The sequence below is a fragment of the Undibacterium sp. Ji83W genome (genome assembly GCF_049340385.1).
Lineage (GTDB): Bacteria > Pseudomonadota > Gammaproteobacteria > Burkholderiales > Burkholderiaceae_D > Undibacterium.
The window spans coordinates 1-26992 of sequence record NZ_JBMPOZ010000001.1; the positions used below are offsets into that span (position 1 = coordinate 1).

Consider the following 26992-nt stretch of genomic DNA (forward strand, 5'->3'; position numbering starts at 1 on the left):
TCAGGCAATCTATCGATATTTACAACAACGAGAGGCCTCATTTAGCCCTCCAATACAAGACGCCCAATGCGGTGCATCGGGCGTCTTTTTTACAATTCTAACTGTCAACCTATTTTAGGACTGGACACTGAAACCTGATCCCGCTCTGAATCTCAGGTAACAGCTGGTCAGCTCCCTAATTCACCGGCACATGCGAATCCGATTCCTTGAATTGATTGGCAATTTGCCGGAACTCTTCAGTAATCTCCAGGAAGGCATCCAGGATATCAGGATCAAAATGCGATCCATGTCCCTTGCGCATGATACTGATTGCCTCTTCATGCGAAAACGCGGGCTTGTAGACACGACGCGATATCAAAGCGTCATATACGTCAGCCACGGCCATCAGGCGCGCAGACAAGGGTATGGCATCACCGACCAGGTTTTCCGGGTAACCTGAGCCATCCCATTTCTCTTGATGCGAATAGGTAATTTCACGGGCAAAGCGCAGAAACTCATTACTCTCGCCCAAATACTTCTCCACCGAGAGGATGGTTTCACGTCCATACACTGTATGCAGTTTCATGACTTCAAATTCTTCAGAAGTCAGCTTGTCGGGTTTCAGCAAAATATTATCGGGAATTCCGACCTTGCCTATGTCGTGCAGTGGTGCCGACTTGTACAGCAAGTCTATATTTTCATCGGTCAGCTCATTGTTGAAGCGCGCATGGTTTTTCAGCTTGCGTGCCAGCGCTGCAACATAGTTCTGGGTGCGGCGAATGTGGTTACCGGTTTCATTGTCCCGGGTCTCGGCCAGCGAGGCCATGGCCATGATGATGGCGTCCTGCATCTTGCCCAGTTTGCGGGTACGGTCCTGCACCAGGCTTTCCAGATGCTTGTTCTGGTCTTGCAATAAATGGCGCGCCCTGACCAGATTCAATTGCGTTGCGACTCTCGCCAGCACAATGGGTGGACTGATGGGCTTGCTGATGTAATCAACTGCCCCCAGACGTAGCCCCATTTCTTCATCCTGCACCTGGCTTTTAGCCGTCAGGAAGATAATGGGGATATCCGAGGTGGCAGGATCTGCCTTCAGACGGCGGCAGGTTTCATAACCATCCATTTCCGGCATCATGACATCCAGCAAGATCAGATCAGGGCCGGGTAAACTGGATGCAATCTGCAAGGCTTTCAAACCATTGGTGGCGATCTTGATTTTGTACTGGTCTTTCAACAGGCCCGACAACAACGAGATATTGTCAGGAGTGTCGTCAACTATCAGGACTACCTGTTTGGCATTTTGATCGAATACTTCATTCATACGTCACCTCGATAAGAAGTAATTGCCCCGCATTCTCGTGAACGCCATGCATCAAACTGGATACCATCAAATCAAAGTATTTCATAACCGAGGTTTTTCGCACTATTGCTTAATAAATTCAGGGCCACATCGTAGTCAAATTGTCTGACTGCGCGCATGATTTGCTTTTGCACGTCGACGCCAAAAGCGTTGGCAATCATATCTCCTGACTCTAACAGCAAGTCGACCGCTTCGCCATCGTAATCACGCAACAAGTTACAGCATTTTACAAGTAAGTCTTGCATGAGTTCATGATCAACCGGTGACAGTTCTACCACCTTGGCTTCGGTTTTGTTTGAGGATTTTTCCAGCGCCAATACCTGGTCTATGGCATTGATGGTGATCAGCATGGTTTGCTCGCACCCAGCAAGCGCAGGTGCCAGTTCCACTATATTGGCATTGTCATGCAATTTCAATTCAAGTTCTGTCGCAAAAGGCTGTATGGCTTTGGCACCTATCAAACCAGCCACTCCCTTGAGCGTATGCGCCAGACGCTCCGCCAGCAAATGGTCACCTGCCTCCAGCGCATTACGGATATGTTGAACAACATTGCGCTGGTCATCGCAAAAACGTGATAACAGCTCAAGATAAAATGAACGGTTGCCAAGGGTGCGACTCAAGCCCTCTTCAACATCAATTCCCTCAATCAGCAAGCTGTTGCTGATGTCTTGTATCGGCACTTGCACATTATCAAAATTGCTGCCAGTTACGTGATCCGGACACCAGTGCGAAATCGCGTGGTACAACTCTTTGGGATTGATGGGTTTGGCGAGATGCGCATTCATGCCGGAGGCAAAGCAGAGTTCGCGCGCCTCCACCATCGCATGTGCCGTCATGGCGACGATGGGCAAGTCATCAAAGCGGGTATCTGCACGGATTAAGCGGGTGGCCTCATGGCCATCCATTTCTGGCATCTGCACATCCATGAAGACCACGCCGTAGTACTCAGGATTGGTCTTGTTCACCATGTCCACAGCAATTTTGCCGTTACCGGCAATATCGACGGCAACACCAGCAGCCTCCATCAATTCACGGGCAATTTGCTGATTGATTTCATTGTCTTCGACCAGCAACACACGCAAGTCCGTATATTTTGGCACCAGGATGCCGTGGCTGACAGGTATCGCGTAATTGGTACTGGAAAATAATTCAACCAGACAATCCACCAGGGTAGAGGCATTCACGGGTTTGGTTAAAAATCCATCGGGTAAAGCAATATCATCGCGGTAGCTGACCTCTTCACGTCCATGCGCGCTGACCAGAACCATCAAGGGAGCCGGTTGCAGGGAACCATCACGTTTCAAATAAGTAATGAGTTCCAGCCCATCCATTTCTGGCATGCGCAGATCAGTAAATACCACGCCATAAGGGTGAGTGAGGCTACATTCCCTGACGGCCTGCAAGGCGGCGGCACCACTATTGACGACATCAATATCGACAGGCAATTCGGATAATATTTCCTGCAAAATTTCAGCAGCAGCAGGATTGTCATCGACAATCAATAAACGCATGCCATTGATGGCACCAGGTACCACCTGGCGCTGCACGACTGGCTGGGCAATACCAAACCATCCGGTGAAATATACGCAAGTGCCGCGCCCGGCTTCACTGCGCAGGGCGATCTCGCCCCCCATTAATTCAACCATGCCCTTGGAAATCGACAAGCCCAATCCTGTGCCACCAAATTTGCGGGTAGTCGATTCATCAGCCTGGCTGAAGGGGCGGAATAATTTATCCGACTGCTCTTCCGACATGCCTATGCCGGTATCTCGTACCTCAAACTTGAGCTTGACCTTGCCGCCCGCCATTTCCAGCGTCTGGCAAGTGACATAAATTTCACCCTGCTCGGTGAATTTAATGGCGTTGTTGATGAGATTGATCAAGACCTGCCCCAATCTCAATGGGTCACCATTCAAATAACGCGGGATATCCGGCGGTGCGCGAAACAAGAATTCCAGCCCTTTTTCATCAGCCTTATCGGTCGTTACTGCAGAGATATTATTGAGCACATCATCAAGATTGAAATCCACCTGTTCAATATTCAGCTTGCCTGCTTCGATCTTGGAGAAATCCAGAATATCGTTGATGATGCCCAGTAAGGAAATCCCCGCCTTGTGGATTTTGTCCACATAGTCTTTTTGCTTGGGATTGAGTTCAGTTCTCAAGGCCAGATGTGCCATGCCTATGATGGCATTCATTGGCGTACGGATTTCATGGCTCATATTCGCCAGGAACATGGATTTGGCTTCGGTCGTCTCTTCTGCGTGACGGCGCGCCATTTCGGCTTCCTTCAACTCATTTTGCATTTGCAGGGTTTGCAGGCGTATCTGCTCAGCCATGCTTTCCTTGAGTTGGGACTCAAGCAGTTTTCTCTGCGTGATATCCGAGACGAAAGACAGGGTAGCCGGACGCCCTTCCCAATCAATCATTACTGCAGACAACTCTACCCAAATGATGGAGCGACTCTGATTATTTTCAATACGGAAGTGATAGTACTGCTCGACATCTTCACCACGCAAACGCCGCGTGTGATGGTCTATCACCATCGGCCTGTCATCTGGATAAATCGCCGTGATGAAAGACATTTGCGCCAGTTGTTCGGCACCATAACCTGTCAGGCTTTGCACACGCGGATTGGCAAAAACAATGCGGCCATCCTGTACCACCAAAATACCTTCTGTCACATTATTGATAAGTTGGCGATAATGCTGCTCAGACTTGCTCAAATCTTCTTCGAGCTGGCGACGGGCAGAGATATCCATGACCACCCACACCGTGCCATGGGTCAGGTTGGTTTTATCAACGGCACGACCTGAAAAATGCACCCAGAACAAGGTGCCATCACTGCGCCGCATTTTCAGCTCAGTCTCGAACGCTTCACCCTTCAGGACAGACTGATTAACCAAAGCCCCTGATTCCAGATAGGCCTCACGCGACTCATAAAATGGCTCCAGCGAAGCACCCAGCACATTATCGCGCGCGACACCAAATATCTGACACAAAGGTGTATTCACCCATTGCACGCGCCCCTGGTTATTCAGGAAAACCATGCCGACGATGGAATTTTCCAATATGGTTTCACGCTCGGCCAGTATGCGCTTAAGCTCGTCTTCCAGTTGGCGGCGCTCAACCATGGCACGTTCAGCCATGCGGCGTGCCAGCTCTGCCTCTTTTAACTCATTCCTGATGTGCAGGGTTTGTACATGCACGCGCGTCGCCAGCCCTTGCGCCTTGGCAAACAAATCCAGGTAACGCTTTTGCTCGTTATAGGCTTCATTCCAATCACCCAGCTCAGTAAATATCTCGGACAATTCCTTGATTGCCCGCAAGGGCATATAGATATAGCCATTGCCACCGACTTCATCAACGGCACGGCGTAAATCACGTATGGCTTCTGGATAACGTTTGTGGCTGCGATGCAGATGGCCACTGACCCACCAGCTATACGGCTTCAAGTGTTTATCCTCAAAGCTGTCCAGCAGGCTCATGGCGGTTTCACTGAGCTTGTCGGCTTCTTCCACCTGGCCACGCATGGCCAGCGTATAAGCAGCTACTGACAGGCAAAATGCGCGGCTGGAATTATCGGCATTCTCACCACTCTTGATGCCGCCTATATACGAGGCGATGGCCTGATACGCCTCTTCATATTTGTCGAGTGATACCTTGCATAAAGCCAGCATGGTCGACACAAAAGGTGCAAGCCAGCGTTCGCTGGAATTGACAGCGATGTCCCTGGCTTCTTGCAACAGGACTTCGGCATCTTCTGCATTGCCACTGACGTAAAAAATTTCACCCAGGTTGGCTGTCACTTGCGCGACGCGATTGGGTATTTGCAATGCACGTGCATCATTCAATGCAGTGTAAAAATGACGTATGGCTTCTTCGGTATATCCCAGCTCCTGCGACAAGATACCCAGGGTGTTATAGACAACGACAGAAATACGGCTGACCTTCATGCGCAAGGCTGGCACGATGCGTGAATGACATAGGGCATAAGCATCCTGCACCTGGCCACGGCGACGCCAGACCGCTACTGTGCCAAACAGTGCAAATGCCATGCCTTCATGCTCATCCACTGATTCAAACAAAGTCGCTGCACGATCAAATACGGGTGCAGCCTGCTCCATGTGGTCATCAAAGTAATCGGCAAAGGCATCAATCAGGTCCGCAGCAATCAATGCTGTAGGGTTGGATTTACCAGGTTCCTGCTGGCGCATGGTGATGGCAATCTTGCGGCCATCTGCCGGGTTATCGCGCATCAAGTCCAGGGCGTCGAGACAAAGCTCACGCCAATGGATTTCTGCTAGAGAACTATCTTTACTCATTCTACTCAGCTCTTCAGAAAGAAATGATGCAATGAAAAATCAAATTGAACCGATGAAAACCTATACATCTCTGCACACGGCCGACACACAGGCTCTGGCGCAGATAGCTATTCTTTTGCCAGGATCTATATTTCACCAGACGCTATACATACTGCAATATTAATGCGAGTGACCTGCTTATGGATGAACATAGCCAGAAACTGTGTCTTTTAACTGAATAAATAAGCAAATCAACCGATTTTAAGTTTTGCTTGAACCAAAGAAAGGATCAAATGAATGGCCAGTTCATGAAAAATAACTTAAATTTCAACATTTCCACAAGAAATCATTGCATATAAATCAATAATTTAACATTAATTCACACCAACAACTTGCGCAAGTCTTTTGCTCAGCCAAAAATTTTTAAAACTGGTTTATGATGCATTGCAACAGTTCGCAACAGTTTGATTAAGTGTTTTTTCTAAGCTTGCTTCGCCCTGTGTCATTTGACCTTAGCTATCCTGTTTTTGCCAAATGAGTGCACGGCCCCCTATTTGAAAGATTCACTATGCTTTATCAATTTCATGAGCTCAATCGCGCCTTTCTGAATCCCCTGACTCAATGGGCAGAAGCATCTTCAAAACTGTTCACCAATCCAGTCTCACCTTTGGCGCACACGCCCTATTCGCAGCGCATAGCTGCCGGCTATGAACTATTGTTCCGCCTGGGCAAAGACTACGAAAAACCAGAATTCGGTATTACGTCTACCACCATAGACAAGCAAGAAGTCGAGATCGCGCAAAGCACTGCCGTCATCAAACCTTTCTGCAAATTGCTGCACTTTAAAAAAGTCCTGAGCGACAAGGAACTGACTAAACTGAACCAGCCCAAGGTATTGCTGGTTGCCCCACTGTCTGGTCACCATTCAACGCTGTTGCGCGATACTGTACGCGGCTTGCTGCCCAAACATGATGTGTATATCACTGACTGGACTGATGCGCGCATGGTGCCCTTGTCTGCCGGCCCTTTCCATCTGCATGATTATATTTATTACGTCCAGGACTTTATCCATTACCTGGGTGCAGGTACACATGTGATTTCAGTCTGCCAGCCAACTGTACCGGTATTGGCTGCAATTTCCCTGATGGCGACTGCCAAAGATCCTTTGTTGCCAAAAACCATGACACTCATGGGTGGCCCTATTGATCCACGCAAATCACCAACACAGGTGAACAACCTGGCAACGGAAAAGAAATTCTCCTGGTTTGAAAACACGGTTATTTACAATGTGCCAGCAAATTATCCTGGCTATGGCCGCAAGGTCTACCCTGGCTTCTTGCAGCATACCGGCTTTGTTGCCATGAATCCTGACCGCCATGCGCAGAGTCACTGGGACTTTTACCAGCACCTGATACAGGGTGATGATGAGTCTGCCGAACAGCATCGTAAATTCTATAATGAATACAATGCCGTACTGGACATGCCAGCTGAATACTATCTGGAAACCATTAAATCCGTGTTCCAGGAATTCCGCCTGCCGACCGGCACCTGGGAAGTTGAAGGCAAGCTGGTCAGGCCGCAAGATATCAAGAACGTTGCCCTGTTCACGGTAGAAGGTGAACTTGATGATATCTCTGGCCCTGGCCAAACCCAGGCTGCGCATGATTTGTGCAGCGGCATACCTGCCAATATGAAACAGGATTATGTAGCGCCGGGCGCAGGACATTATGGTATTTTCTCTGGCCGTCGCTGGCGCGATATCATTTGTCCGAAAATCGGTGAATTCATCAAAGAACATTCTTGATCAATATCTGCCTGGATAAAGCCACGACCCAAGCGTCGTGGCTTTTTTGTTTGTAGGCCCCGATGTTTAGGGGGATAATCACGGCTCCCTATTGTTTCTTGTGATCACCGTGCCAGATTCTCTTGCAGACCAGCTGGAAAATGCCCTGCCGCAAACCCAATGCACCAAATGTGGCTACCCTGCTTGTCGCCCGTACGCTGAAGCCATCGCCAATGGCACAGCCAACTACAATCAATGCCCGCCAGGTGGCCAGGAAGGTGTAGTACGCCTTGCCGGCATACTGGGCAAAGCAGTAATTTCACTGGATATCAGCCACGGACTTGAGCGCGAAAGACCTGTCGCAAAGATAGAAGAAGCCTACTGCATAGGCTGCACCCTGTGCATACAGGCCTGCCCGGTCGATGCCATTATCGGTGCGCCCAAACAAATGCATAGCATCATCAGTGAGTTGTGCACCGGCTGCGACCTCTGTGTTGCCCCCTGCCCCGTCGATTGCATCAGCATGCTCCCCATCACGACAGGGCAGACTGGCTGGAATGCCTGGAGCCAGACACAAGCAGATCAATCACGCCAACTCTATACTTTACGCAATCAACGCTTGGTACGAGAAAAACAGGAAAATGATGACCGCCTGGCTGCCAAGGCTGCCGCCAAGCTGGTTGCACTGGAAGCAGAACCTGCGATGAGTGAGGAAGACATCGCCAGCAAAGAGCGCAAGAAAGCCATCATTGCAGCAGCCATAGAGAGAGCACGCATCAAGAAGCTGCAAGCGCAATCCGAAGATAAAGCAGAAGGTAATGAACAATGAATGCAGCAAAGCGCCAGGTCATTTTTGAACGACTGCGACAGCAAAACCCTCATCCGACCACAGAGCTGGAATACACAACGCCATTTGAATTATTGATTGCCGTTCTGTTGTCGGCACAGGCCACCGATGTGTCGGTGAACAAAGCCACCCGCCTGCTTTATCCGGTGGCCAACACGCCCATGAAAATCCATGCTCTCGGTGTTGATGGGCTGATCCCCTACATACAAACCATAGGCCTGTTCCGCACCAAGGCCAAGAACGTGATCGAGACTTGCCGTATCCTGATGGCTGAGCACAACAGCGAAGTGCCGCGTCAGCGCGAAGCGCTGGAAGCCTTGCCGGGTGTAGGCAGGAAGACCGCCAATGTAGTCATGAATACGGCATTTGGCGAACCAACCATCGCTGTGGATACGCATATCTTCAGGGTATCGAACCGCACTGGCATTGCACCCGGCAAGAACGTCGATATCGTCGAACAGAAATTAATGAAGTTTGTTCCGGCAGAATTCAAACAGGATGCCCATCACTGGCTAATACTGCATGGCCGCTATACCTGCATCGCCAGAAAACCCAAGTGCTGGAATTGCATGATTGCCGATCTATGTGAGTTCAAGCAAAAAACACCCCTGCCTGAAACGGTCTGAACAATCTGGAAAACGAAGACAAAAAACAAAGCGCCTGCAAAAAATTGCAGGCGCTTTGTTTTATTTCAAATGTTTAAGCAGCAGGCAAGATGATCAGACGATCTTGCAAGCCTCATCAAAACTCAAACGTGGTGAACGTGGGAACAGTTGCTGCGCATCGCCATAACCCAGGTTGCAAATGAAGTTCACCTTGATGGTGGTACCAGCGAAAAATGCCGCATTGAGCTTGTCTGCATCAAAACCTGACATAGGACCGCAATCCAGCCCTACTGCGCGCGCTGCCAGCATGAAGTAAGCCCCTTGCAGCGATGAGTTACGGAAAGCCGTCGCATCGATGTTGGCCTGGTTGCCAGCGAACCATGAGCGGGCATCCGCATGCGGGAATAACTGTGGCAACTTTTCAAAAAACTCCATATCCATACCTATGATGGCAGTTACGGGTGCTGTTTTGGTTTTTTCAAAATTGCCTTGCGAAACGCAGCCCAGCAATTTTTGTTTTTCTGCATCTGACCTGACAAACACGATACGTGCCGGTGAACAATTGGCGGAAGTAGAACCCCACTTCATCAAATCATATATTTCTTGCAATTGGGTATCTGTGACCGGTTTATCCAGCCAGGCATTATGAGTCCGTGCATTGGTGAACAAGGTGTCGAGTGCGTCTTTGGATAACATGGAGTGTTCCTTTCAAATAATCGGTGGATAATAACCCAAGTCGTCAAAAGCTTCAGGGCAGCAAAAGAAAATACCTTTTACAATAGGCGCACTTTTTAATTTGGACTTGCCATGTTCACCCCTAGCCAGCACGATGTACGCCGTTTTTTTTGTGAAACCTTCAGGAAAACCCGCGAAAACCTGATACTGACGCCTCTGGAAATCATTGCCTCTGACTGGATCAGACAACATCCTGAATATGACCATGATCTGGCAGACGTAGAGCAGGCCCTGCAAGCCAACTACAGCGTGGATCAGGGGCAGAGCAATCCATTTCTGCACCTGTCCATGCACTTATCAATCGCCGAGCAAATCTCGGTTGATCAACCGCCTGGCGTCAAACAGGCATTTCAGATACTGGCCAGAAAACATCAGTCTGAACATGAGGCACACCATGAAATCATGGAATGTCTGGGTGAGATGATCTGGAATTCACAAAGGACAGGCCTGCCACCAGATGGACAAGCGTATATTGAATCGCTAAAGATGCGCTGCAGTTAAGCTAGCAATCGGCTATACCAGAATTTGCAGATACATTTTCTGGCAGCACATAGCAAAAAAGCGAGGCTGAGCCTCGCTTTTTCATGTGACAAGCAATTACTTCAGTTGATCGTTCAAGAGTTGCAGGATCTTGTCTGCTACTGGTGAAGACTCCACCTTGCCGTCGCTGCCATGCACGGATACCTGACTGGTTTCGCCGGTAGTCGTGTTCTTGACCAGGATGCGGTATTTCTGCGCATTCTTGGCGGCATCGCTGGATGAGCCGAACGAGAACAGACGGGAGAAGAAGCCTTCGCTGGCACCTTTGGTCTTGGCATCGATGTCCTGGTCAACATAACGGACAAAGTACAAGCCCTGGGAACGGTCACGGTCTTCTACTGTGAAGCCTATGCGATCCAACGCCAGGCCTACCCTGCGCCATGAGCGGTCAAATGCCTCATCCACCTCAACAAAAGTTTTGCCATCGACCTTCAGCAATTGCGCGTGTGGTTTGCCTGGTGCGCTAGGTGTCGCCACTGCTGTCTTGGCTTTTTCACCATCAGAACCCAGACGCACCATCAGGCGCGACAGGAACTCTGCTTCGAGACCAGGGTCAGCGGCACGTGGTGTCCATACCGTACCATCTTTTTGCGCACCAACCAGCACTTCTTGCGCGCCGCGGTGGCTGATATAAATTTCTACTTCGCCATTTGGACTACGTTCAATACGGGTGCGGAATTTATCGCGCTCGCCTGTGGAGTACAGAGAGTCCAGCACTTTACCCAGGGTACTACGGATAATATCCTGAGGGATTTTGGCGCGGTTTTCTGCCCAATCGGTTTCCATGACGCCAGCTTCCTGATTTTCTACATTGATCAGGAAACCCAGTTCTTGCCAAAAGTCTTTCAACTGCGGCCACAAGGCTTCAGGTGTGTCTTTGACTACCAGCCAGCGGGCATTGCCATTGCGCTCTATACGCATGTTCTGTACTTGTTTGACCGCAACTACGCCAGAGTTGCTGGCGACTTTGTTTCCTCTTTCCAGGTTATAGCTTGAGGCTGTAGCACTGCTTTTGTTTGCTTCAGGGACGGAAAAACGACTGTCGCGTCGAATTTGCGTCAAGTCTGGTGGCACCTCAAGGGATGCGGTCGTTGCCTTACTGGCGCTTCTATAGTCGATCCGGTTTGGTTCGAGAATATTGCCGATTGAACTACAGCCAGTCAAACCTGCCAGCGCTAATGCGCCTATGATGCCGTTTTTAGCAACAAAGCTTTTTGCCATGTGAAAGTCCCTACGTATTAGTATCAAGTATCAATTAAAACTGCGTGAAGCAAACGTGCAAGTTTCCCTGCCGTTCAGGGGAATCATTGTAATACACCAGCCTCACGCATCGCTGCGCGAACCGTTTCATGATATTGCTCAGCCATGGTCACTAAAGGCAAACGAATACCAGTTGGTATCAAACCCATTTCCACCATCGCCCATTTCACTGGCAATGGATTGGGTTCAATAAACAATTTATTGTGCAAAGGAATCATGCGGTTATTGATGGCAACGGCTTCCTTGACATCACCGCGCATGGCAGCTGCACACAATTCATGCATGGCTTTAGGGGCAACATTGGCCGTGACGGAGATATTGCCTTTACCACCATACAACATCAGCGCCACTGCAGTTGCATCATCACCCGAATAAACGGCAAAAGATGCAGGTGCAAGGCGTATCAAATCTGTGCCTCTGGCAATATTACCTGTTGCATCCTTGACACCAATAATGCCAGGAACTTGCGCCAGACGCAGTATAGTCTCATTCGACATGTCTGCAACCGTACGGCCAGGTACATTGTACAAAATGACAGGGATATCAACCGATTCAGCAATCTTTTTGAAGTGCTGATACATACCTTCCTGAGTAGGACGGTTGTAATACGGTACGACTTGCAAAGAGGCATCAGCACCCGCCTGCTTGGCGAACTTGGTCAGGTTGATTGCTTCTTCCGTCGAATTACCACCGGAACCGGCAATGATAGGGATGCGTTTATTGGCATGTTCTACCGCCACGCGTATTAATTCGCAGTGTTCCTCAACAGAAACAGTGGGAGACTCACCTGTCGTACCAACGATGACGATGCCGTCTGTGCCTTCGGCGATATGCCAGTCTATCAATTTGCGCAAACAAGGCAAATCAAGACTGCCATCTGCATGCATGGGGGTTACGATCGCAACCAGACTACCCTGAATCTTTGTCATGTTAATGCAAGAAAAAAGTAAAACCCTGATTGTAGCGGATACGCTGCTAATCGGGGCGCAAATAGCTGGAATAAGCCTCTAAACTTGTGAGCATTTACTTCAAAGTTTATCCAAAACACTGATTTTTTCAGTTTTCCTGGCACAAATACGCTGCACCATGGCCGGTTTTGGCAGCCCGACATAGCCATCTTCGTAAGCAATGACAGACATAGTCACTGTGGGATTAGACTGCATTTGCGCGAGAAGTTCGGCCGGACGCAATAAAAAAGCGGGATTAGAGGGTTTACCAAAATTTTCATTACCGGTAGCAAAGGTTTCGTAAATCAGCAGACCATCCGGCTTCAGGCTGGCGAGCAAATGCGGGAATAATGGCCGATGCAGGTAATTGCAGACGATGATAGCGGCAAAACGATGCTCAGCAAAAGGCCAGTCGTATCCGGCATCTCCAGCTTCCAGATCATGGAGCTGCGTCTCGATACCAATATCATTCAGCGCTGGGAACCCTTGCCCATCCCTGTCCAGCCCAAGAACGCGCACATCCAGGGAGTGAATGTAAAAACTATTTCTACCGCTGCCGCAGGCCAGATCCAGCACCAAGTCACTTTGTGCCTGCAGCAAATGAGAAAACCGCTGCAACCATGCAGAAGGAGCCCCGCCCTGATGAGCAATAACCTCAGCCAGCCTGGTCTGCGTCATCAGGTGCCCGCCCTTGCAAAATCAAAACTTTGCATAATCAGTACAAATCAGTGTGCGATCAGAATACTTAAGTCAACAACATGATAAAAGGAGATGCCAGCAACTGCAAAACATAGCCACCCAATGTCATCACTGGAATCATCCAGTACTGCAATACCTGTAGCAATGCCAAGCCTATCAGGATAAAGAAACAGTAAGGCTCTATCTTTGCAAACTTGTACGCCTGCGCATGAGGCAACAGGCTCAGCAATATCTGCCCACCGGCCAGAGGTGGCAGCGGCAATAAATGAAAGGCAAACATGGCCAGGTTAGTCACCACACCAGCACGCGCCATTTTTGCAAAAAAAGGCTCCTCAACCGCCAGGGCAACCAGTGCAATGGACAACAGCAGCCACACAAAGCCCATCAGCAAATTAACTGCAGGTCCAGACAGGGCTATCCATTTCAAATTTCTTTTAGGATCGCGCAGCATGGAATAATTCAAAGGCATGGGTTTGGCATAGCCAAACAAAAAAGCACCCTGTGTCACCAGATAAAGAACGACAGGAATGACCAGCGTTCCCATAGGATCAATATGCACCAGGGGATTAAAACTCAAACGCCCTTGAGCCTGCGCCGTTGTATCACCGAAATAGCGTGCTGCATAACCACGTGCAGCCTCATAAAGCGTAATCGCAAAAACGACAGGTAGTGCATAAACCAGAACGGTTTGTATCAGTTCATTCATGAATCAGCTCTAAGTGGTTACAAAGCAAAAAAAATCTCATCAGTGGTGCAACGGAACAAGTTTGTCACTTATCCCTTGCAACTTAAAGACCAAAAAGAGCAATATCGCCACGTCCCTGGCGTACCAGTTCCGGGGTGCCGCCAGTCATATCAATCACGGTCGTCGGCACCAGACTACAAGCCCCGCCATCGATCACCAGATCAACCATTTTCGACAGTCTGTCCCTGACTTGTTCAGGATCAGTCAAAGGCTCTTCTTCATCAGGCAAAATCAGTGTTGTGCCAAGCAAGGGTTGCTTCAACTCTTCCAGCAAGGCATGGGTGATGGAATTTTCTGGCACGCGCAAGCCTATGGTCTTGCGTGAAGGGTGACTCAGGCGACGCGGCACTTCCTTGGTGGCTTCCAGTATGAAAGTATATGGACCGGGTGTCGCGGCTTTCAACATGCGGTACTGGCTGTTGTCCACTTTGGCATAGAGTGCGATTTCCGAGAGGTCGCGGCACAGCAAGGTCAGATGATGTTTTTCATCAACACCACGGATTTTGCGCAGACGCATGACTGCGTCCTTATCATCCAGATGACAAACCAGCGCATAGCAAGAATCCGTAGGCAAGGCAACGATGCCGCCATTATCAATAATCTGCACTGCCTGCCTGATCAACCTCAGTTGCGGATTATCAGGGTGAATTTGAAAAAATTGGCTCATAAAAAGAAGAAAGGCGGTAGCTGGGCTACCGCCGCAAAATAATGACTAAAATTAACGCATGTTCTGTAATGCGGCAATACGTTGTTCAAGTGGCGGATGCGAAGAGAATAAAGCACTCCAGCCTGGAGTATCACTAATGCCGGACGCCGCCATGGATTTTGGCAACTCACCCGGCTGCAAGCCACCCAGCCTTGCCAGCGCATGCATCATGGGCTGGCGGTTACCCAGCAAGTTCGCTGAACCGGCATCTGCCCGAAATTCACGTTGACGCGAAAACCAAGCGACGATCATTGACGCAGCAATCCCGAACAGGATTTCACATACAAACACCGTGATCATATAGCCTATACCCGGCCTGTCATCATCGCCATTGCGAAATACTGCTTTATCGACGACATAACCAACCACCCGCGCCAGGAAAACGACAAAAGTATTCAGCACACCCTGTATCAAGGTCATGGTCACCATGTCGCCATTGGCAATATGCGCAACTTCATGACCGAGTACACCTTCTACCTCTTCCCGCGTCATGCCATCCAGCAAGCCGGTTGAAACAGCAACCAGCGCTGAGTTTTTAAAAGCACCGGTGGCAAAGGCATTTGCCTCGCCATTATATATCGCCACTTCGGGCATGCCGATACCGGCTCTTTCTGACAGCGCTCTGACAGTATTAACCAGCCATAGCTCCATGGAAGTAGACGGAGTTTCAATGACCCTGGCGTCCGTTGACCATTTTGCCATAGGCTTACTGATCAGCAAGGAGAAAATAGCACCAGTAAAGCCAACTACCAGAGAAAATGCCAACAGTGTCGACAATTGCAGGCCATTCGCGGTGAGAAACCGGTTAACGCCCAACACTGAGAGCACAACTGACATGACGGCGACAACCGCCAGATTTGTCAGCAAGAACAGGACTATACGTTTCATGAGCATCTCCCATAGGAACACACGATTCATACCCTGTTAAATATGGCTTAAGCCCGCGTTTTCAAGGCGGCATTTTCAAGTCAGAGACCACTGCTCCCACACTGGCCGGGCCATTTTTGGCAAAGCTGGCAAGCGCCCTATATCCACCTCTGCATCTTGTGGGGAATGAAAATCAGAGCCACGTGAGGACAAAAAGCCATAATGGGCAGCAATCCTGGTGTATTCATCATACTGATCTACCGTATGACTGCCCGTCACTGTTTCTATTGCCAGGCCACCAAGATTTTTGAATTCGCTAAAAAAGGCATCGTATGCCAGCGGACTCAGATCATAGCGTCCAGGATGCGCCACCACGGCCACGCCACCAGCACCACGTATCCAGCCTACCGCCTCAGTCAGCGTTGCCCAGCGATGCGGCACGAAACCGGGCTTGCCATCCGCCAGATAATGCCTGAACACATCGGACACTGTGGCGCAGGCACCAATCTCCACCAGGTAACGGGCAAAGTGAGAACGCGAAATCAGGTCAGGATTACCGACATATTTGAGCGCACCTTCATAGCTGTTTGCTATTCCGGCCTTGCTCAACAGTTCTGCCGCCATATCGCGTGCGCGGCGCTCACGGCCCGAGCGCGTTTGCGCCAGGCCATTGACCAGATCAAGATTGGTTTCATCAATATTGAGACCAACGATATGAATAGTCTTGCCAGCCCAGGTGATAGAAATTTCGACGCCAGCGATGTAGCCCATGCCCAGATCAAGGGCGGCTGCGCGCGCTTCAGGGATGCCGCGCACTTCATCATGGTCAGTCAGCGCCCAGACGTCGACGCCATTTGCCTTGGCACGTTCTGCCAGTTGTGACGGCGTCAACACACCATCAGAGACGATGGAATGACTATGCAAATCGACATTTAATTCTGGAGATAACATGGTGAATACTGTGAAAAATCAGGCTGACGGTGTTCATTATTTCCAGACTGCCTGTTTTAGCCAGGAATTAATTGTGTATATACACCTATGCACCGTCTTACCAAAGTATTGTACTCCCCATGGCAGGATCGTGCTGCACTGCACGATATTTTGCCTGATCATCTCATCTACAGCTTCATCTCTACCCGTAATGTCCATGTGGTATAGGTTTTGGATGTGTTGTAATCAATACGGTTAAGTGCGTCCGAATTAACTATGCTACCGCTCTGGTAATCATTGGCCCGCAGATTATTGGCTGCCAGACGCACTTGCAGGTTCGGGTTGAATTTCCATAATCCATAAAAATCCAGCTGGCGTTTTATGCCGGTCTGATTGATTTGCACGTTACTGCTTTGTATCACGTAGGCTGGCGTCCAGTTAATGTTGCCACCAACAGTCAGCGGAATACCTGCCGGACGATAATCCAGGCCAAAATTCGCAGTCTGCGTAGGTTGTTGATCAAGGCGATTATTCGGCCCAACTATATCATCCACACTGGACCAGAAATGGCTATAGTTACTGCGCACATCAATAGCCGGGCCATCGGGGAAAAATTCTTGCAACTGGAATTTCGCTTCCAGCTCTATGCCTTTTGTGGTTGCATGACCGATATTAATAGGCTTGGACACCTGGCGTGTCTGCAGTACACCATCGACCACAGATGTAACCGGATCTGTGCGTCTACGAATCAGATTATTGATATCACGAACAAAAAAATTGGCACTAATGATGCCAGCCCTCGTCAGATAATGCTCAAAGGCGAGATCAATACCTTTGGATAACTCCGGCTTCAAGAATGGATTGCCGGTACGGTCAGGGCGGTAGAAACTATTCTGATTGGAAATGCTGGTCACAGCGATCAAATCATTCAATGCTGGCGCACGGTAACTTTGAGTCAGGCTGGCCCTGACCTGGTCTTTGCCAGCGCCAGGAATGCGCCAGACGCCGTGCAACACCGGGCTCCAGACCCTGCTGGTATTTTCTATTGCATTACCACCCACTGTGCTGCTGGTTTTGATACCTTCCCAGCGCAAACCTGCATAGGCGGAGAACTGTGGACTGATATCAAATTCATCCTGCGCAAAAACAGCCAGGCGACGGGTATTTGCATCCAGGTTATCACCAGATTCGGCAAACTGCGACTTTCCATTATCCAGTGAAATGCGGGTCTGGCTGCGCTTACCCATTTCCAAGTCCCAGCCAGCGGCCAGTGTATGGCCTTCACCATAAGGCATGGTAAATTTACCGCCGGTATTGATACTGCTGTCCTTGGTATTGTTGACATCACTAATCAAGTCAAGTTGCTTGCCGTCTTTGTCAAACTGATAGCGCAAGGAATTGCTATCCATCTTGCCCAGGCCGCCACCAAATTTGATATTCAGTTTGGAATTACCTTCAAACTTATGCTGCCAGTTACCGAAGCCGCGCAAGAATGTTGTTTCTGCATGCGAGGCTGAGGTTGCCAGCGCAAATGGCTCGGTAGTGATGGACGGATCTTGAGTACGCAAAGTCGCATTAACATCACTTCGATTATTGGAGTCACTACGCGAACTCATCAAAAATGGCTGCACCATCAGCGTGTCACCATTTTCAAATTTATAGTTGAAACGTGGCGTCAAATGTATGCCCGTGGTTTTGCGATTGGTTTGATCATATTGATTTTGTATCAAAGTATCATTACCAGCGGGATTTTTTTCATTGGTAAAAGTACTGCCATCGTCATGCTGGCGATTCTGAAAAACAGAACCACTCAAGGCATACGACAAACTACCAATTTCACCAGGTACCGTCACAGACACATTCGGTGCCAGCCTGCCCTGCTCATAACCGAGGGACAATTTCAGATCGATATCTTTTTGTTTGTATTCTTCACGCAAGACTATATTGATTGTGCCAGCTATCGCCTGGGTACTGTACTCAGCAACCGAGCCACGGATAATTTCTATACGCTCGACCTGGTCAGGCGTCAGGCTATCCATGGAGAAACCACGTGGTGCACGTTCACCATTGAGCAGGATCTGGGTATAGCCATTGCCCATGCCGCGCATGCGTATGTCGCCGCCACGTCCGGGCCGCCCACCTACGGTGACGCCGGGCAAGCGTTTTAACACCTCTCCCAGATTGCTATCGCCATTCCTGTCCAGCTCTTCCCTGCCGAAAATAATCTTGGCCGCAGTAGATTGACGGCGTTCTTCCTGGTCAGTCCGACCACCGTTGATAGTGACTTTTTGAATAGTGTCTTTGGAGGCTGCTGCGTCTGTTTTTTTGTCACCTGCCTTGGCTTTGATCTTGGCGTCCTGAGTATTTTCTTCAGTATTTTTTGTGGTTTCAGGAGGAGTAGTTTGCGCATAAGCAAACGTGGTCACCGAGAAAACACTGGCAACAGCCAGCGTCAGGGTACGCAATCTAAATTTTGGATACATAGGCTTCAAACATGAAAATACAAAACTGCTTGAGCGCAGGCGAACCCCGCGCTCTCATGTCGAGATTGTATTTTTAAGCAAGCTTGAATACCAGCAAAGACAGGCTCATATTTGTATAGAATTGAAACAGTGAGCCTGTCATGGTTACTTTGTGATACCAGACAAGAATTATGGTTAATTCAAGCCTTACGGAAACGCCAAAGAGCAATCACGCCAAAAACAGCCGCAAAAGCCAGTTGAACGCCCATGGCAGGCAAGGCAGCATCCAAACCCAGACCGCGCCAGGTCATGGCATCCAGGCCATCCACCGCCCAACGTGTAGGCACGATCAGCGTCAGACTTTGCAACCATTGCGGAAACATGAAAGAAGGCATCCAGGCTCCACTAAGCATGACCATGATCAAGGTCGCAAATACGGAAATGCCACGTGCTGCTTCAGGTGTTTTCCCAAAAGCAGCAATCAGCAAACCAAAGCTTGCCGTCATCAACGAGAAAGAAATCACCACGCCTATGAAGCCGGGCAAGCTCCCCGCTATATGCACATTGAATACAAAAACGGCGACCAGGAAAATAAAACACATGAGGAAGCAAGCGATCAGCGCGCATGATAGCGCCCTGGCGATCAATACTGTATTCAAGCCAACTGGCGCAGCCAATAAACGATTCCACAAACCCATGCGCCTGGCCAGGAGTATGCCTATGCCAGCATCAATCGCCATGAATAAAATAAACTGCACGCTCATGCCTGCAAATGAATGTGCATAGCCATTGTATTTGTTGGTGACGGGGTCGCCCGCAGTCATGGCCTGATCTTTGGTGACGAAGGGCATACTCAAACCACCATTTGCCGCAGAAGCAGACGAACTTGCTGCACTTGCCGCACTTGCATCTTTATCCGCCTGCTGGCTTAGCTGGAATTTTTTCACACTACCGAGCAAGTCGTGCAACTCCCCTTTATTTTTATTTGCCTCATCCATTTTTTCCAGGTCTTGCAAAGACTGGTCAATAAAGGTCGTTCCGGTCTTGCCACCAAACATTTCGGCACTGACACTTTGCATGACTTGCTGGGTCAACATGCCCTTGACCATGGCCAGCACCGCTGTTTGTGATGGGTCATAAAAAATGTCCAGTTCTGGTTTTTCCCTGCCACCAAACAACGCACCACCGGCACGTTCACCAAATTTCTCCGGTATCAGCACGGCCATATTCAGCTTGCCCTTCAACACCAGGGCCTTGGCTTCTTCGAGAGGCAATTCCTTGACAGATAACGTGGGCTCGTCTTTTAAACCTTTCAGTATTTTTTGGCTGATGACATGATCATCCTGGCTGACCACTGCAATTTCTATTTTGGCCGCATCTTTCGTATCCTTGCCACCAGTGACGAATCCAAAGAATGCACCCAGCAAGATGGGCATCACAAGATTAAGCAATAAGGCGCGTCGGTCAGCCAGAAAAAGGATCAGGTCTTTTCGGATCAGTGCGATCAAGGCAGTCATCATAGTTCCTCAGTATTTCGCATTCTTATGGGATAGGGCATCAAGAGTGAATCAAGAATAAAGTCAGTCGCGCAAACTGCGTCCGGTCAGGGTCAAAAATACCGCTTCCAGATTGGTCTTCGCAGTCGCAAAATGATTGGTCTTGTAACCGGCTTTTACCAGCCAGTTGAGCAAACCAAACGCCACATCATGCTCAGTCAATGTCACATCCAGATGCTTGCCCTGGTCAGACATATGCACGCTATCCACGCCTGGCAAGACACTCAGGGCAGCCACATCCAGCTCAGAGATAGGTGTATTCAAATCCAGTTGCAATGCCGCTTTTGCCGGCAGACGGCGGTATAAATCTGCCGGGGTTTCATTGGCGATGACTTTGCCATGGTCGATAATGACGATGTGATCAGCCAGACGCTCAACTTCTTCCATGTAGTGACTGGTATAGATCAGCGTGCGACCTTGCGCCTTCAATACATCGAGGCTGTCAAAAATCGCATTGCGGCTTTGCGGGTCAACACCCACTGTAGGCTCATCGAGTATCAATAATTCGGGGTCATGCAAAAGTGCGGCTGCGATATTCAAGCGACGCTTCATGCCGCCTGAAAAAGTCGAAGGTTTATCGCCTGCCCTGTCAGCCAGATTAACCAGCTCCAGCACAGCATCGCAACGCTGTTGCAGCTTGCTACCAGAAAGTCCGTACAAGGCACCAAACAACTTGAGATTTTCTCTTGCCGGCAACTCGTCATACAGCGCCAGGTCTTGCGGCACCAGGCCGATTTTGAATTTGACGGCATTATTGCCGGCCCCCATGGTCTGACCGTCAAGCAATACCTTACCTTGTTCCGGCTGCAATAATCCGCAGATCATGCTGACCGTGGTTGATTTGCCTGCCCCGTTTGGCCCCAGCAAACCCAGGGTTTGCCCACGCTCAATTGAAAATGAAATATTGTCGACCACCTTGCGTGCACCATAAGATTTAGTCAGATTCTGTACATCCAGCAGCGTGCTAGCCATGGGATTTGCCTTAGTGGAGAACAATTGAAAACAATTTGAAGAACCAGTATCAGCAATGGTAATTCAAACAATGCTTTTTCAGCAAACAAGAATCCAAGCTATGCACGAGATTGCAACAGATATAGCCTCGGAAAATACCAAATGAACAAAAAAGCCTGCACACTTCAAGCGTACAGGCTTTTTAAATTCAAGCGGCCAAGTCTATAGCCAGCTCTTATTCTTCCATCAGTCGGCGCGATCTGCCAGATTCAAGTTCAGTTGCGAACGCAGCAAGTCTTCGGTATCTGGACGTGGGTTATTGCGTGCAGTCTCCAGTTTGTCGAGATAACCTGACGTGACATCACCCGTGATGTAAAAACCATCAAAGCAGGAAGCTTCAATGTTTTTCAACAGCGGATTAACATCGGAAATTGAACGCTTCATGGCAGCCACATCTTGATACACCAGGGCATCGGCAGTGATTTCACGGCAGACTTCTTCTTCGCTACGGCCATAGGCGATCAATTCACTGCGGGTAGGCATGTCGATACCATACACATTAGGGAATTGCACCGGTGGCGCTGCAGAAGCAAAAATCACGCGCCTGGCACCAGATTCACGTGCCATTTGCACGATTTCACGGCTGGTCGTGCCGCGGACGATGGAATCATCGACCAGCAAGACACTCTTGCCCTTGAACTCAGAACCAATGGCGTTCAGCTTTTGACGTACTGATTTGCGGCGCACTGCCTGGCCTGGCATCATGAAAGTGCGGCCTATGTAGCGATTCTTGATAAAGCCTTCGCGATAATCCAGATTCAGTTTTTGCGCCAGCTCCATCGCTGATGGGCGGGAAGAATCCGGGATAGGCATGACGACATCAATTTCACCATCGCGGAATTGATTGCGCACTTTCTCTGCCAGGTATTCACCCATTTTCAAGCGGGTCAGATAGACTGAAGCGCCATCGATAATGGAGTCAGGGCGTGCCAGGTAAACATATTCAAACGCGCAAGGATTCAGGCTAGGATTATCTGCGCATTGCTGGGTATGCAGTTTGCCGTCCATGTCGACGAACAAGGCCTCACCAGGTTCTACGTCACGCAAGAACTTGAAGCCCAGGCCTTCGAGTGCAACTGATTCGCTGGCGATCATGTATTCCGCGCCATTTTCAGTTTGCGACACACCGACGCACAAAGGGCGGATACCAAATGGATCACGGAAAGCCAGCAAGCCGTAGCCAGAAATTTGTGCGACAACGGCATATGAACCACGCACACGCCTGTGCAGCATGGCAACGGCGCGGAACAGGCCTTCAGGATCAAGTGAGTAGCCGCTGGTGACTTCCTGTATCTGATGTGCCAGGATATTGAGCAAGACTTCAGAGTCAGAATCAGTATTCAAATGACGGCGGTCATTTTTGAACAGCTCAATTTTCAACTCAACAGCATTAGTCAGATTACCATTGTGTGCCAGCACGATACCAAACGGTGCATTCACATAAAACGGTTGCGCTTCTTCTTCACTGGTGGAACCGGCAGTTGGGTAACGTACCTGGCCGATACCAACATTGCCAGGCAAAGAACGCATATTGCGGGTACGGAATACGTCACGCACCAGGCCATTCGCTTTATGCATGGCGAATTTATTACCATGGTTTGTTGCGATACCAGCTGCGTCCTGACCGCGGTGCTGTAACAACAACAGCGCGTCATAAAGCAATTGATTGACAGGATTATTTGAGAATACGCCTACGATGCCACACATGGTGGACTCCTAAAAAAAACAATTAAAACTTTACATGCTCCGAAACCGAGACTGGCAACAGCGGGATCACCGTGCGCGCTGCAGTTTCTGCAAGGGGGCTAAGCCATGCATGGGTCCAGAATGGCTGTTGCGGTATGGAAGTCATACCGCACACCAGCACGGCAGCCAACACCAATATGCAACCACGCGCCAGACCAAACAGCCCACCCAAACCACGATCTGCCAATGTCAGGCCACTGGCCTTGATCATGGCATCCACCGCCATCATGATCAGCGCCATCAACAGGCGCACACCGATAAACAGGGCGATAAAGGCAACAATCAGACGCAGCATCTGGCCAGGCACCATGGATGGCAACCAGCTCGCCAATACATCACTATAGGCATTGGCAATCACAAATGCGACCACCCAGCTGACCAGTGACAAAATTTCTTTAATTAATCCGCGCAATGTACTGATCACGATAGAGCAAACCAGGACCAGCAGCACGAGATAATCAAACAATGTCACGCCAGATATTCCTTACTTACTCAGTTGGGCGGCAGGCTGGCACTCAGGCCTAGCTTGCTTAATTTGGCGCGCATTTTATCTGCCTCTTCTTTGGAAGCAAAGGGACCTACCCTGATCCTTGTCACTTCACCATTCGTGGTGATGATTTTTTGCGTATATGAATGAATATTGGCCGCGTTCAGCTTGGCTTGCACTTCATCCACTTTGGATTGCGTGGAAAACGCGCCAGCCTGTACTGTGTAAGATGATTTTTCTGCCGGTTTGTCTGCAGACTCAGGTTTGCTGACAACAGGCTTGGCGGCTGGTGGTGCTTTACCTTCGAGTATGGCCAGCGCCCGCGCTGCCTCATCGTCTGCATTAACAGGTTTGGCAACGACGGGTTTTACTTCAGTTTTAGCAGGCTTGGCTTCAGCTTTAGCCTCGTTTTTTGCCGCTGCTACATCCTTCTCCGCCGGTTTGACCGGAGCTGGAACTGACTTGACCTCAACTTTTGATTCAGGTTTCGCTTCCGCTTTTACAACAGGCTTGGTTTCTGTTTTTGTTTCAGGCTTAATTTCAGACTTAACTTCAGGTTTGACTGGTTTAACCGTTGCTGGCGTAGTCTGGGCAAGCGCATTGATACCTGTGGTACCCGCAGCAGTCGCAGGCTTGACCTGTCTGTCAGCACCGTCAGTTGCAGCGACTTTGTTTTTTGGTGCAGCAGGTACTTCTATGATTTCTTCAAGCGGCTGATCCGGTGCTGGTTTTTTTGATTTTGGCACGACTGCATCGGCATTGATATCCGGCGCCTTATCCTTGGATGGGATACGGATATTGATATCGTCCGCCAAAGGTTTAGGATCCGAGTCAAGGATCATAGGCAAACCTATGATCGCTGCCAGCGCCAGCGCAACAGCACCTATCAGACGACGTCTGGCGCGTTTTTTCTCTGGCAATATGGGATCATCGACCTTGGAGCGCCTTCTGGGCTCAGCCTTTTTTGTCCTGGAACGAGTTTCGATACTCTCTTCTTCAGCGCGGGAACGGAATTCACCGCTATCCTGAGTATCGGAAGTTTCTTGCTTCTGTGTAAAACGCGAGAGCAAACCCATGTGCAAATTTCTGGTTGGTTAGCTAACTGGTCTATCATCACGACCATCACGATCGTCGACAAACCAGTTCGCAAAAAACATCAATGGAGAGCAGAACGACGGGCGCGCATCACACCGGCTACCGTCAGAAAGGATCCAAAGACCACTATTCTATCATTTTCGCCCGCTTTGCTGATCGCGTCTGCATATGCCTGCTCTGGCGTATCGAAACCAGTGACGGTTTTTTCAGTATCTGCCAGCACTCCCGCCGCAATCAATTTGTCTTTCAACACCTCAACTGGGGCCGCGCGCGGTAAAGGCAAGGCCGTGACACACCAGTGATCGACTTTTTCTTTCAATTGCGCAATCACACCATCTATATCTTTATCCAGCATGGAACCGAATACGGCATAGGTATAGGCATGAAAACCCATATTGTCGAGATTTTGCGCCAGGGTAGCGGCGGCGTGCGGATTATGCGCCACATCCAGCACCACCGTCGGGCGGCCTGGCATGACCTGGAAACGGCCAGGCAAATCTACCATCACCAGCCCAGTACGCACTTCTTGCGCACCGACTGGCAACTCAAGCTTCAAGGCTTCCAGCGCGGCCAGCACGGCAGATGCATTCAAGAGCTGGTTGGCACCGCGCAAACTGGGGTAACCAAGGGAATTACGGCGCTGGTTGCGTCCGGCAAAATTCCATTGCTGTTTGTCGCCGTTATAATTGAAATCACGGCCAAACAGCCACAGATCAGCACCTATGGCGTTGGCATGATCAATCAGGGACTGGGGCGGCAAAGGGTCGCCACAAATGGCGGCCTTGCCTGGCCGGAAGATACCGGCTTTTTCAAAGCCTATCTTTTCACGGGTATCACCAAGATAATCTACGTGGTCGATATCAATGCTGGTCACGATGGAGACATCAGCATCAATGACATTCACGGCATCCAGGCGGCCGCCGAGGCCCACTTCCAGTATCACTACATCGAGCTTGGCATCGGCCAGCAATTTACAGATTGCCAGGGTAGTAAATTCAAAGTAGGTCAGTGAGATATCGCCACGCACTTCTTCTACCGCATTGAAAGTGGAGATAAAGACATCGTCCTTGACCATCTCACCATTGATGCGGGCACGCTCATTGAAGTCAAGGAAATGCGGCTTGCTGTACAGGCCAACACGATAGCCGGCTTGCATCAACACGGCTTCCAGCATGGCACAGGTAGAACCCTTGCCATTGGTGCCTGCGACCATGATGACGGGACAATCATAATGAATTGCCAGCTTGTTTTTGACCGCTGCAACGCGATCCAGGCCCATATCGATTTCTTTGGAATGGCGGGTTTCGAGTACGGCCAGCCAATCAGCCAGGGTGGCAGGTAAATTTGTCATAAGATAAAAAAAGCCCGAACAAAATGCTTCGGGCTTATTAGGTATTCAATATATATCAGGTGGATACTGCTTCAGCAGGCTGGTTTTGCAACAAGGCCAGCAAACGCGCAATCTCTTCACGCATCTTGCGACGGTCAACAATCATGTCGATCGCGCCTTTTTGCAGCAGGAATTCAGAACGCTGAAAGCCTTCTGGCAATTTCTCACGCACGGTATTTTCAATCACGCGCGGGCCGGCAAAACCAATCAAGGCCTTGGGTTCAGCAATCACCACGTCACCCAGGAAGGCGAAAGAAGCAGACACGCCACCCATGGTAGGGTCAGTCAGCACTGAGATGAACGGCAATTTCTTTTCAGACAATTTAGTCAGCATGGACGTGGTTTTTGCCATTTGCATCAGGGACAACAAGCCCTCTTGCATACGTGCACCACCAGTAGCGGTAAAGCAAATGAAAGGTACTTTTTGCTCCAGCGCAGCCTGCACGCCACGCACGAACCGTTCACCAACCACAGAACCCATGGAACCACCCATGAATTCAAATTCAAAACAAGCTGCCACAACAGGCACTGCCATGATGGAACCACCCATGACAATCAGGGCATCGGTTTCACCGGTAGTTTCCAGTGCATCTTTCAGGCGATCAGGGTATTTTTTGCTGTCTTTGAATTTCAGTGTATCGATAGGCAAGACTTCCTGGCCAATTTCATAACGGCCACCGGCGTCGAGCAAGGCATCCAGACGTTCCCGTGCGCCTATGCGCAAATGATGGCTGCATTTTGGGCAAACATGGATATTGGCTTCCAGATCAGAACGGTAAAGCACCGCTTCGCAAGAGGGGCACTTGACCCACAAACCTTCGGGAATCGACTTACGATTTGCAGATTCCGAGCGTTGTATGCGCGGTGGTAACAGTTTTTCTAACCAACTCATGTTTTCTCCTTATGGCCGCCAGGCTGTCTTTTTAACAACCCGGCAT

22 protein-coding genes are annotated in these 26992 nt (G+C 49.6%); 4 read left to right on the plus strand and 18 right to left on the minus strand.

What is annotated here, in order from left to right:
• Nucleotides 1–175: 175 nt before the first annotated feature.
• Together ACO0LD_RS00005 and ACO0LD_RS00010 are read right to left on the minus strand one after the other, a co-directional pair.
• Nucleotides 176–1300 carry a response regulator gene (locus ACO0LD_RS00005; protein WP_423002532.1) on the minus strand — a complete coding sequence of 375 codons (1125 nt, stop codon included), beginning with the start codon at nt 1298–1300 and terminating at the stop codon, nt 176–178.
• 71 nt (nt 1301–1371) lie between these two features.
• The gene (locus ACO0LD_RS00010; protein WP_423002534.1) at nt 1372–5664 is read right to left on the minus strand and encodes a response regulator; all 4293 of its coding nucleotides are present in this window, start codon (nt 5662–5664) and stop codon (nt 1372–1374) included.
• 547 nt (nt 5665–6211) lie between these two features.
• Here ACO0LD_RS00010 and ACO0LD_RS00015 point away from each other — a divergent pair.
• From ACO0LD_RS00015 to nth, 3 genes are all read left to right on the plus strand, one after another.
• Nucleotides 6212–7447 (plus strand): polyhydroxyalkanoate depolymerase, encoded by a 1236-nt coding sequence (locus ACO0LD_RS00015; RefSeq protein ID WP_423002536.1) that lies wholly within the window; start codon nt 6212–6214, stop codon nt 7445–7447.
• Between the two features lie 103 nt (nt 7448–7550).
• Entirely contained in the window at nt 7551–8255 is a 705-nt protein-coding gene (gene rsxB, locus ACO0LD_RS00020; RefSeq protein ID WP_423004030.1) for an electron transport complex subunit RsxB, read from the plus strand.
• Entirely contained in the window at nt 8252–8899 is a 648-nt protein-coding gene (nth, locus tag ACO0LD_RS00025; RefSeq protein ID WP_423002538.1) for an endonuclease III, read from the plus strand. Before rsxB ends, nth begins: the two co-directional genes overlap by 4 nt.
• A 93-nt stretch (nt 8900–8992) precedes the next feature.
• On the opposite strand, the gene ACO0LD_RS00030 is transcribed toward nth, so the two are convergent.
• Nucleotides 8993–9574, minus strand: coding sequence for a malonic semialdehyde reductase (locus ACO0LD_RS00030; protein ID WP_423002540.1), 582 nt, complete (start codon nt 9572–9574; stop codon nt 8993–8995).
• A 111-nt stretch (nt 9575–9685) separates the two neighbouring features.
• Between ACO0LD_RS00030 and ACO0LD_RS00035 the strand changes: the two genes are divergently transcribed.
• Nucleotides 9686–10114 carry a DUF1841 family protein gene (locus ACO0LD_RS00035; protein ID WP_423002542.1) on the plus strand — a complete coding sequence of 143 codons (429 nt, stop codon included), beginning with the start codon at nt 9686–9688 and terminating at the stop codon, nt 10112–10114.
• Between the two features lie 96 nt (nt 10115–10210).
• Here the strand turns inward: ACO0LD_RS00035 and bamC are convergent, their stop codons facing one another.
• The 15 genes from bamC to accD form a co-directional block, all read right to left on the minus strand.
• Nucleotides 10211–11374 (minus strand): outer membrane protein assembly factor BamC, encoded by a 1164-nt coding sequence (gene bamC, locus ACO0LD_RS00040; protein WP_423002544.1) that lies wholly within the window; start codon nt 11372–11374, stop codon nt 10211–10213.
• 83 nt (nt 11375–11457) lie between these two features.
• Nucleotides 11458–12342, minus strand: coding sequence for a 4-hydroxy-tetrahydrodipicolinate synthase (dapA, locus tag ACO0LD_RS00045; RefSeq protein ID WP_423002546.1), 885 nt, complete (start codon nt 12340–12342; stop codon nt 11458–11460).
• Between the two features lie 99 nt (nt 12343–12441).
• Nucleotides 12442–12960 (minus strand): class I SAM-dependent methyltransferase, encoded by a 519-nt coding sequence (locus ACO0LD_RS00050; RefSeq protein ID WP_423002548.1) that lies wholly within the window; start codon nt 12958–12960, stop codon nt 12442–12444.
• Nucleotides 12961–13105: 145 nt separating this feature from the next.
• Complete coding sequence (locus ACO0LD_RS00055) at nt 13106–13765, minus strand: site-2 protease family protein (protein WP_423002550.1); 660 nt, start codon at nt 13763–13765, stop codon at nt 13106–13108.
• Nucleotides 13766–13847: 82 nt separating this feature from the next.
• The gene (locus tag ACO0LD_RS00060; RefSeq protein WP_423002552.1) at nt 13848–14471 is read right to left on the minus strand and encodes an L-threonylcarbamoyladenylate synthase; all 624 of its coding nucleotides are present in this window, start codon (nt 14469–14471) and stop codon (nt 13848–13850) included.
• 51 nt (nt 14472–14522) lie between these two features.
• On the minus strand, nt 14523–15398 hold the full coding sequence (gene htpX / locus ACO0LD_RS00065; protein ID WP_423002554.1) for a protease HtpX: 876 nt from the start codon (nt 15396–15398) through the stop codon (nt 14523–14525).
• Between the two features lie 75 nt (nt 15399–15473).
• Nucleotides 15474–16328 carry a 3',5'-nucleoside bisphosphate phosphatase gene (locus tag ACO0LD_RS00070; protein ID WP_423002556.1) on the minus strand — a complete coding sequence of 285 codons (855 nt, stop codon included), beginning with the start codon at nt 16326–16328 and terminating at the stop codon, nt 15474–15476.
• 167 nt (nt 16329–16495) lie between these two features.
• Nucleotides 16496–18790 carry a TonB-dependent receptor plug domain-containing protein gene (locus ACO0LD_RS00075; protein WP_423002558.1) on the minus strand — a complete coding sequence of 765 codons (2295 nt, stop codon included), beginning with the start codon at nt 18788–18790 and terminating at the stop codon, nt 16496–16498.
• Nucleotides 18791–18969: 179 nt separating this feature from the next.
• Nucleotides 18970–20289: an ABC transporter permease gene (locus ACO0LD_RS00080; RefSeq protein WP_423002560.1), complete on the minus strand. Its 1320-nt coding sequence runs from the start codon at nt 20287–20289 to the stop codon at nt 18970–18972.
• 60 nt (nt 20290–20349) lie between these two features.
• Nucleotides 20350–21297 (minus strand): ABC transporter ATP-binding protein, encoded by a 948-nt coding sequence (locus ACO0LD_RS00085; RefSeq protein WP_423002562.1) that lies wholly within the window; start codon nt 21295–21297, stop codon nt 20350–20352.
• Nucleotides 21298–21522: 225 nt separating this feature from the next.
• Nucleotides 21523–23043, minus strand: a complete 1521-nt coding sequence (gene purF / locus ACO0LD_RS00090) for an amidophosphoribosyltransferase (RefSeq protein WP_423002564.1) — start codon at nt 23041–23043, stop codon at nt 21523–21525.
• Between the two features lie 22 nt (nt 23044–23065).
• On the minus strand, nt 23066–23554 hold the full coding sequence (locus ACO0LD_RS00095; protein ID WP_423002566.1) for a CvpA family protein: 489 nt from the start codon (nt 23552–23554) through the stop codon (nt 23066–23068).
• A gap of 20 nt (nt 23555–23574) precedes the next feature.
• Nucleotides 23575–24645, minus strand: a complete 1071-nt coding sequence (locus ACO0LD_RS00100) for an SPOR domain-containing protein (RefSeq protein WP_423002568.1) — start codon at nt 24643–24645, stop codon at nt 23575–23577.
• Nucleotides 24646–24725: 80 nt separating this feature from the next.
• Nucleotides 24726–26015, minus strand: coding sequence for a bifunctional tetrahydrofolate synthase/dihydrofolate synthase (gene folC, locus ACO0LD_RS00105; RefSeq protein ID WP_423002570.1), 1290 nt, complete (start codon nt 26013–26015; stop codon nt 24726–24728).
• Between the two features lie 55 nt (nt 26016–26070).
• Nucleotides 26071–26946: an acetyl-CoA carboxylase, carboxyltransferase subunit beta gene (accD, locus tag ACO0LD_RS00110; protein ID WP_423002572.1), complete on the minus strand. Its 876-nt coding sequence runs from the start codon at nt 26944–26946 to the stop codon at nt 26071–26073.
• Nucleotides 26947–26992: the final 46 nt, after the last annotated feature.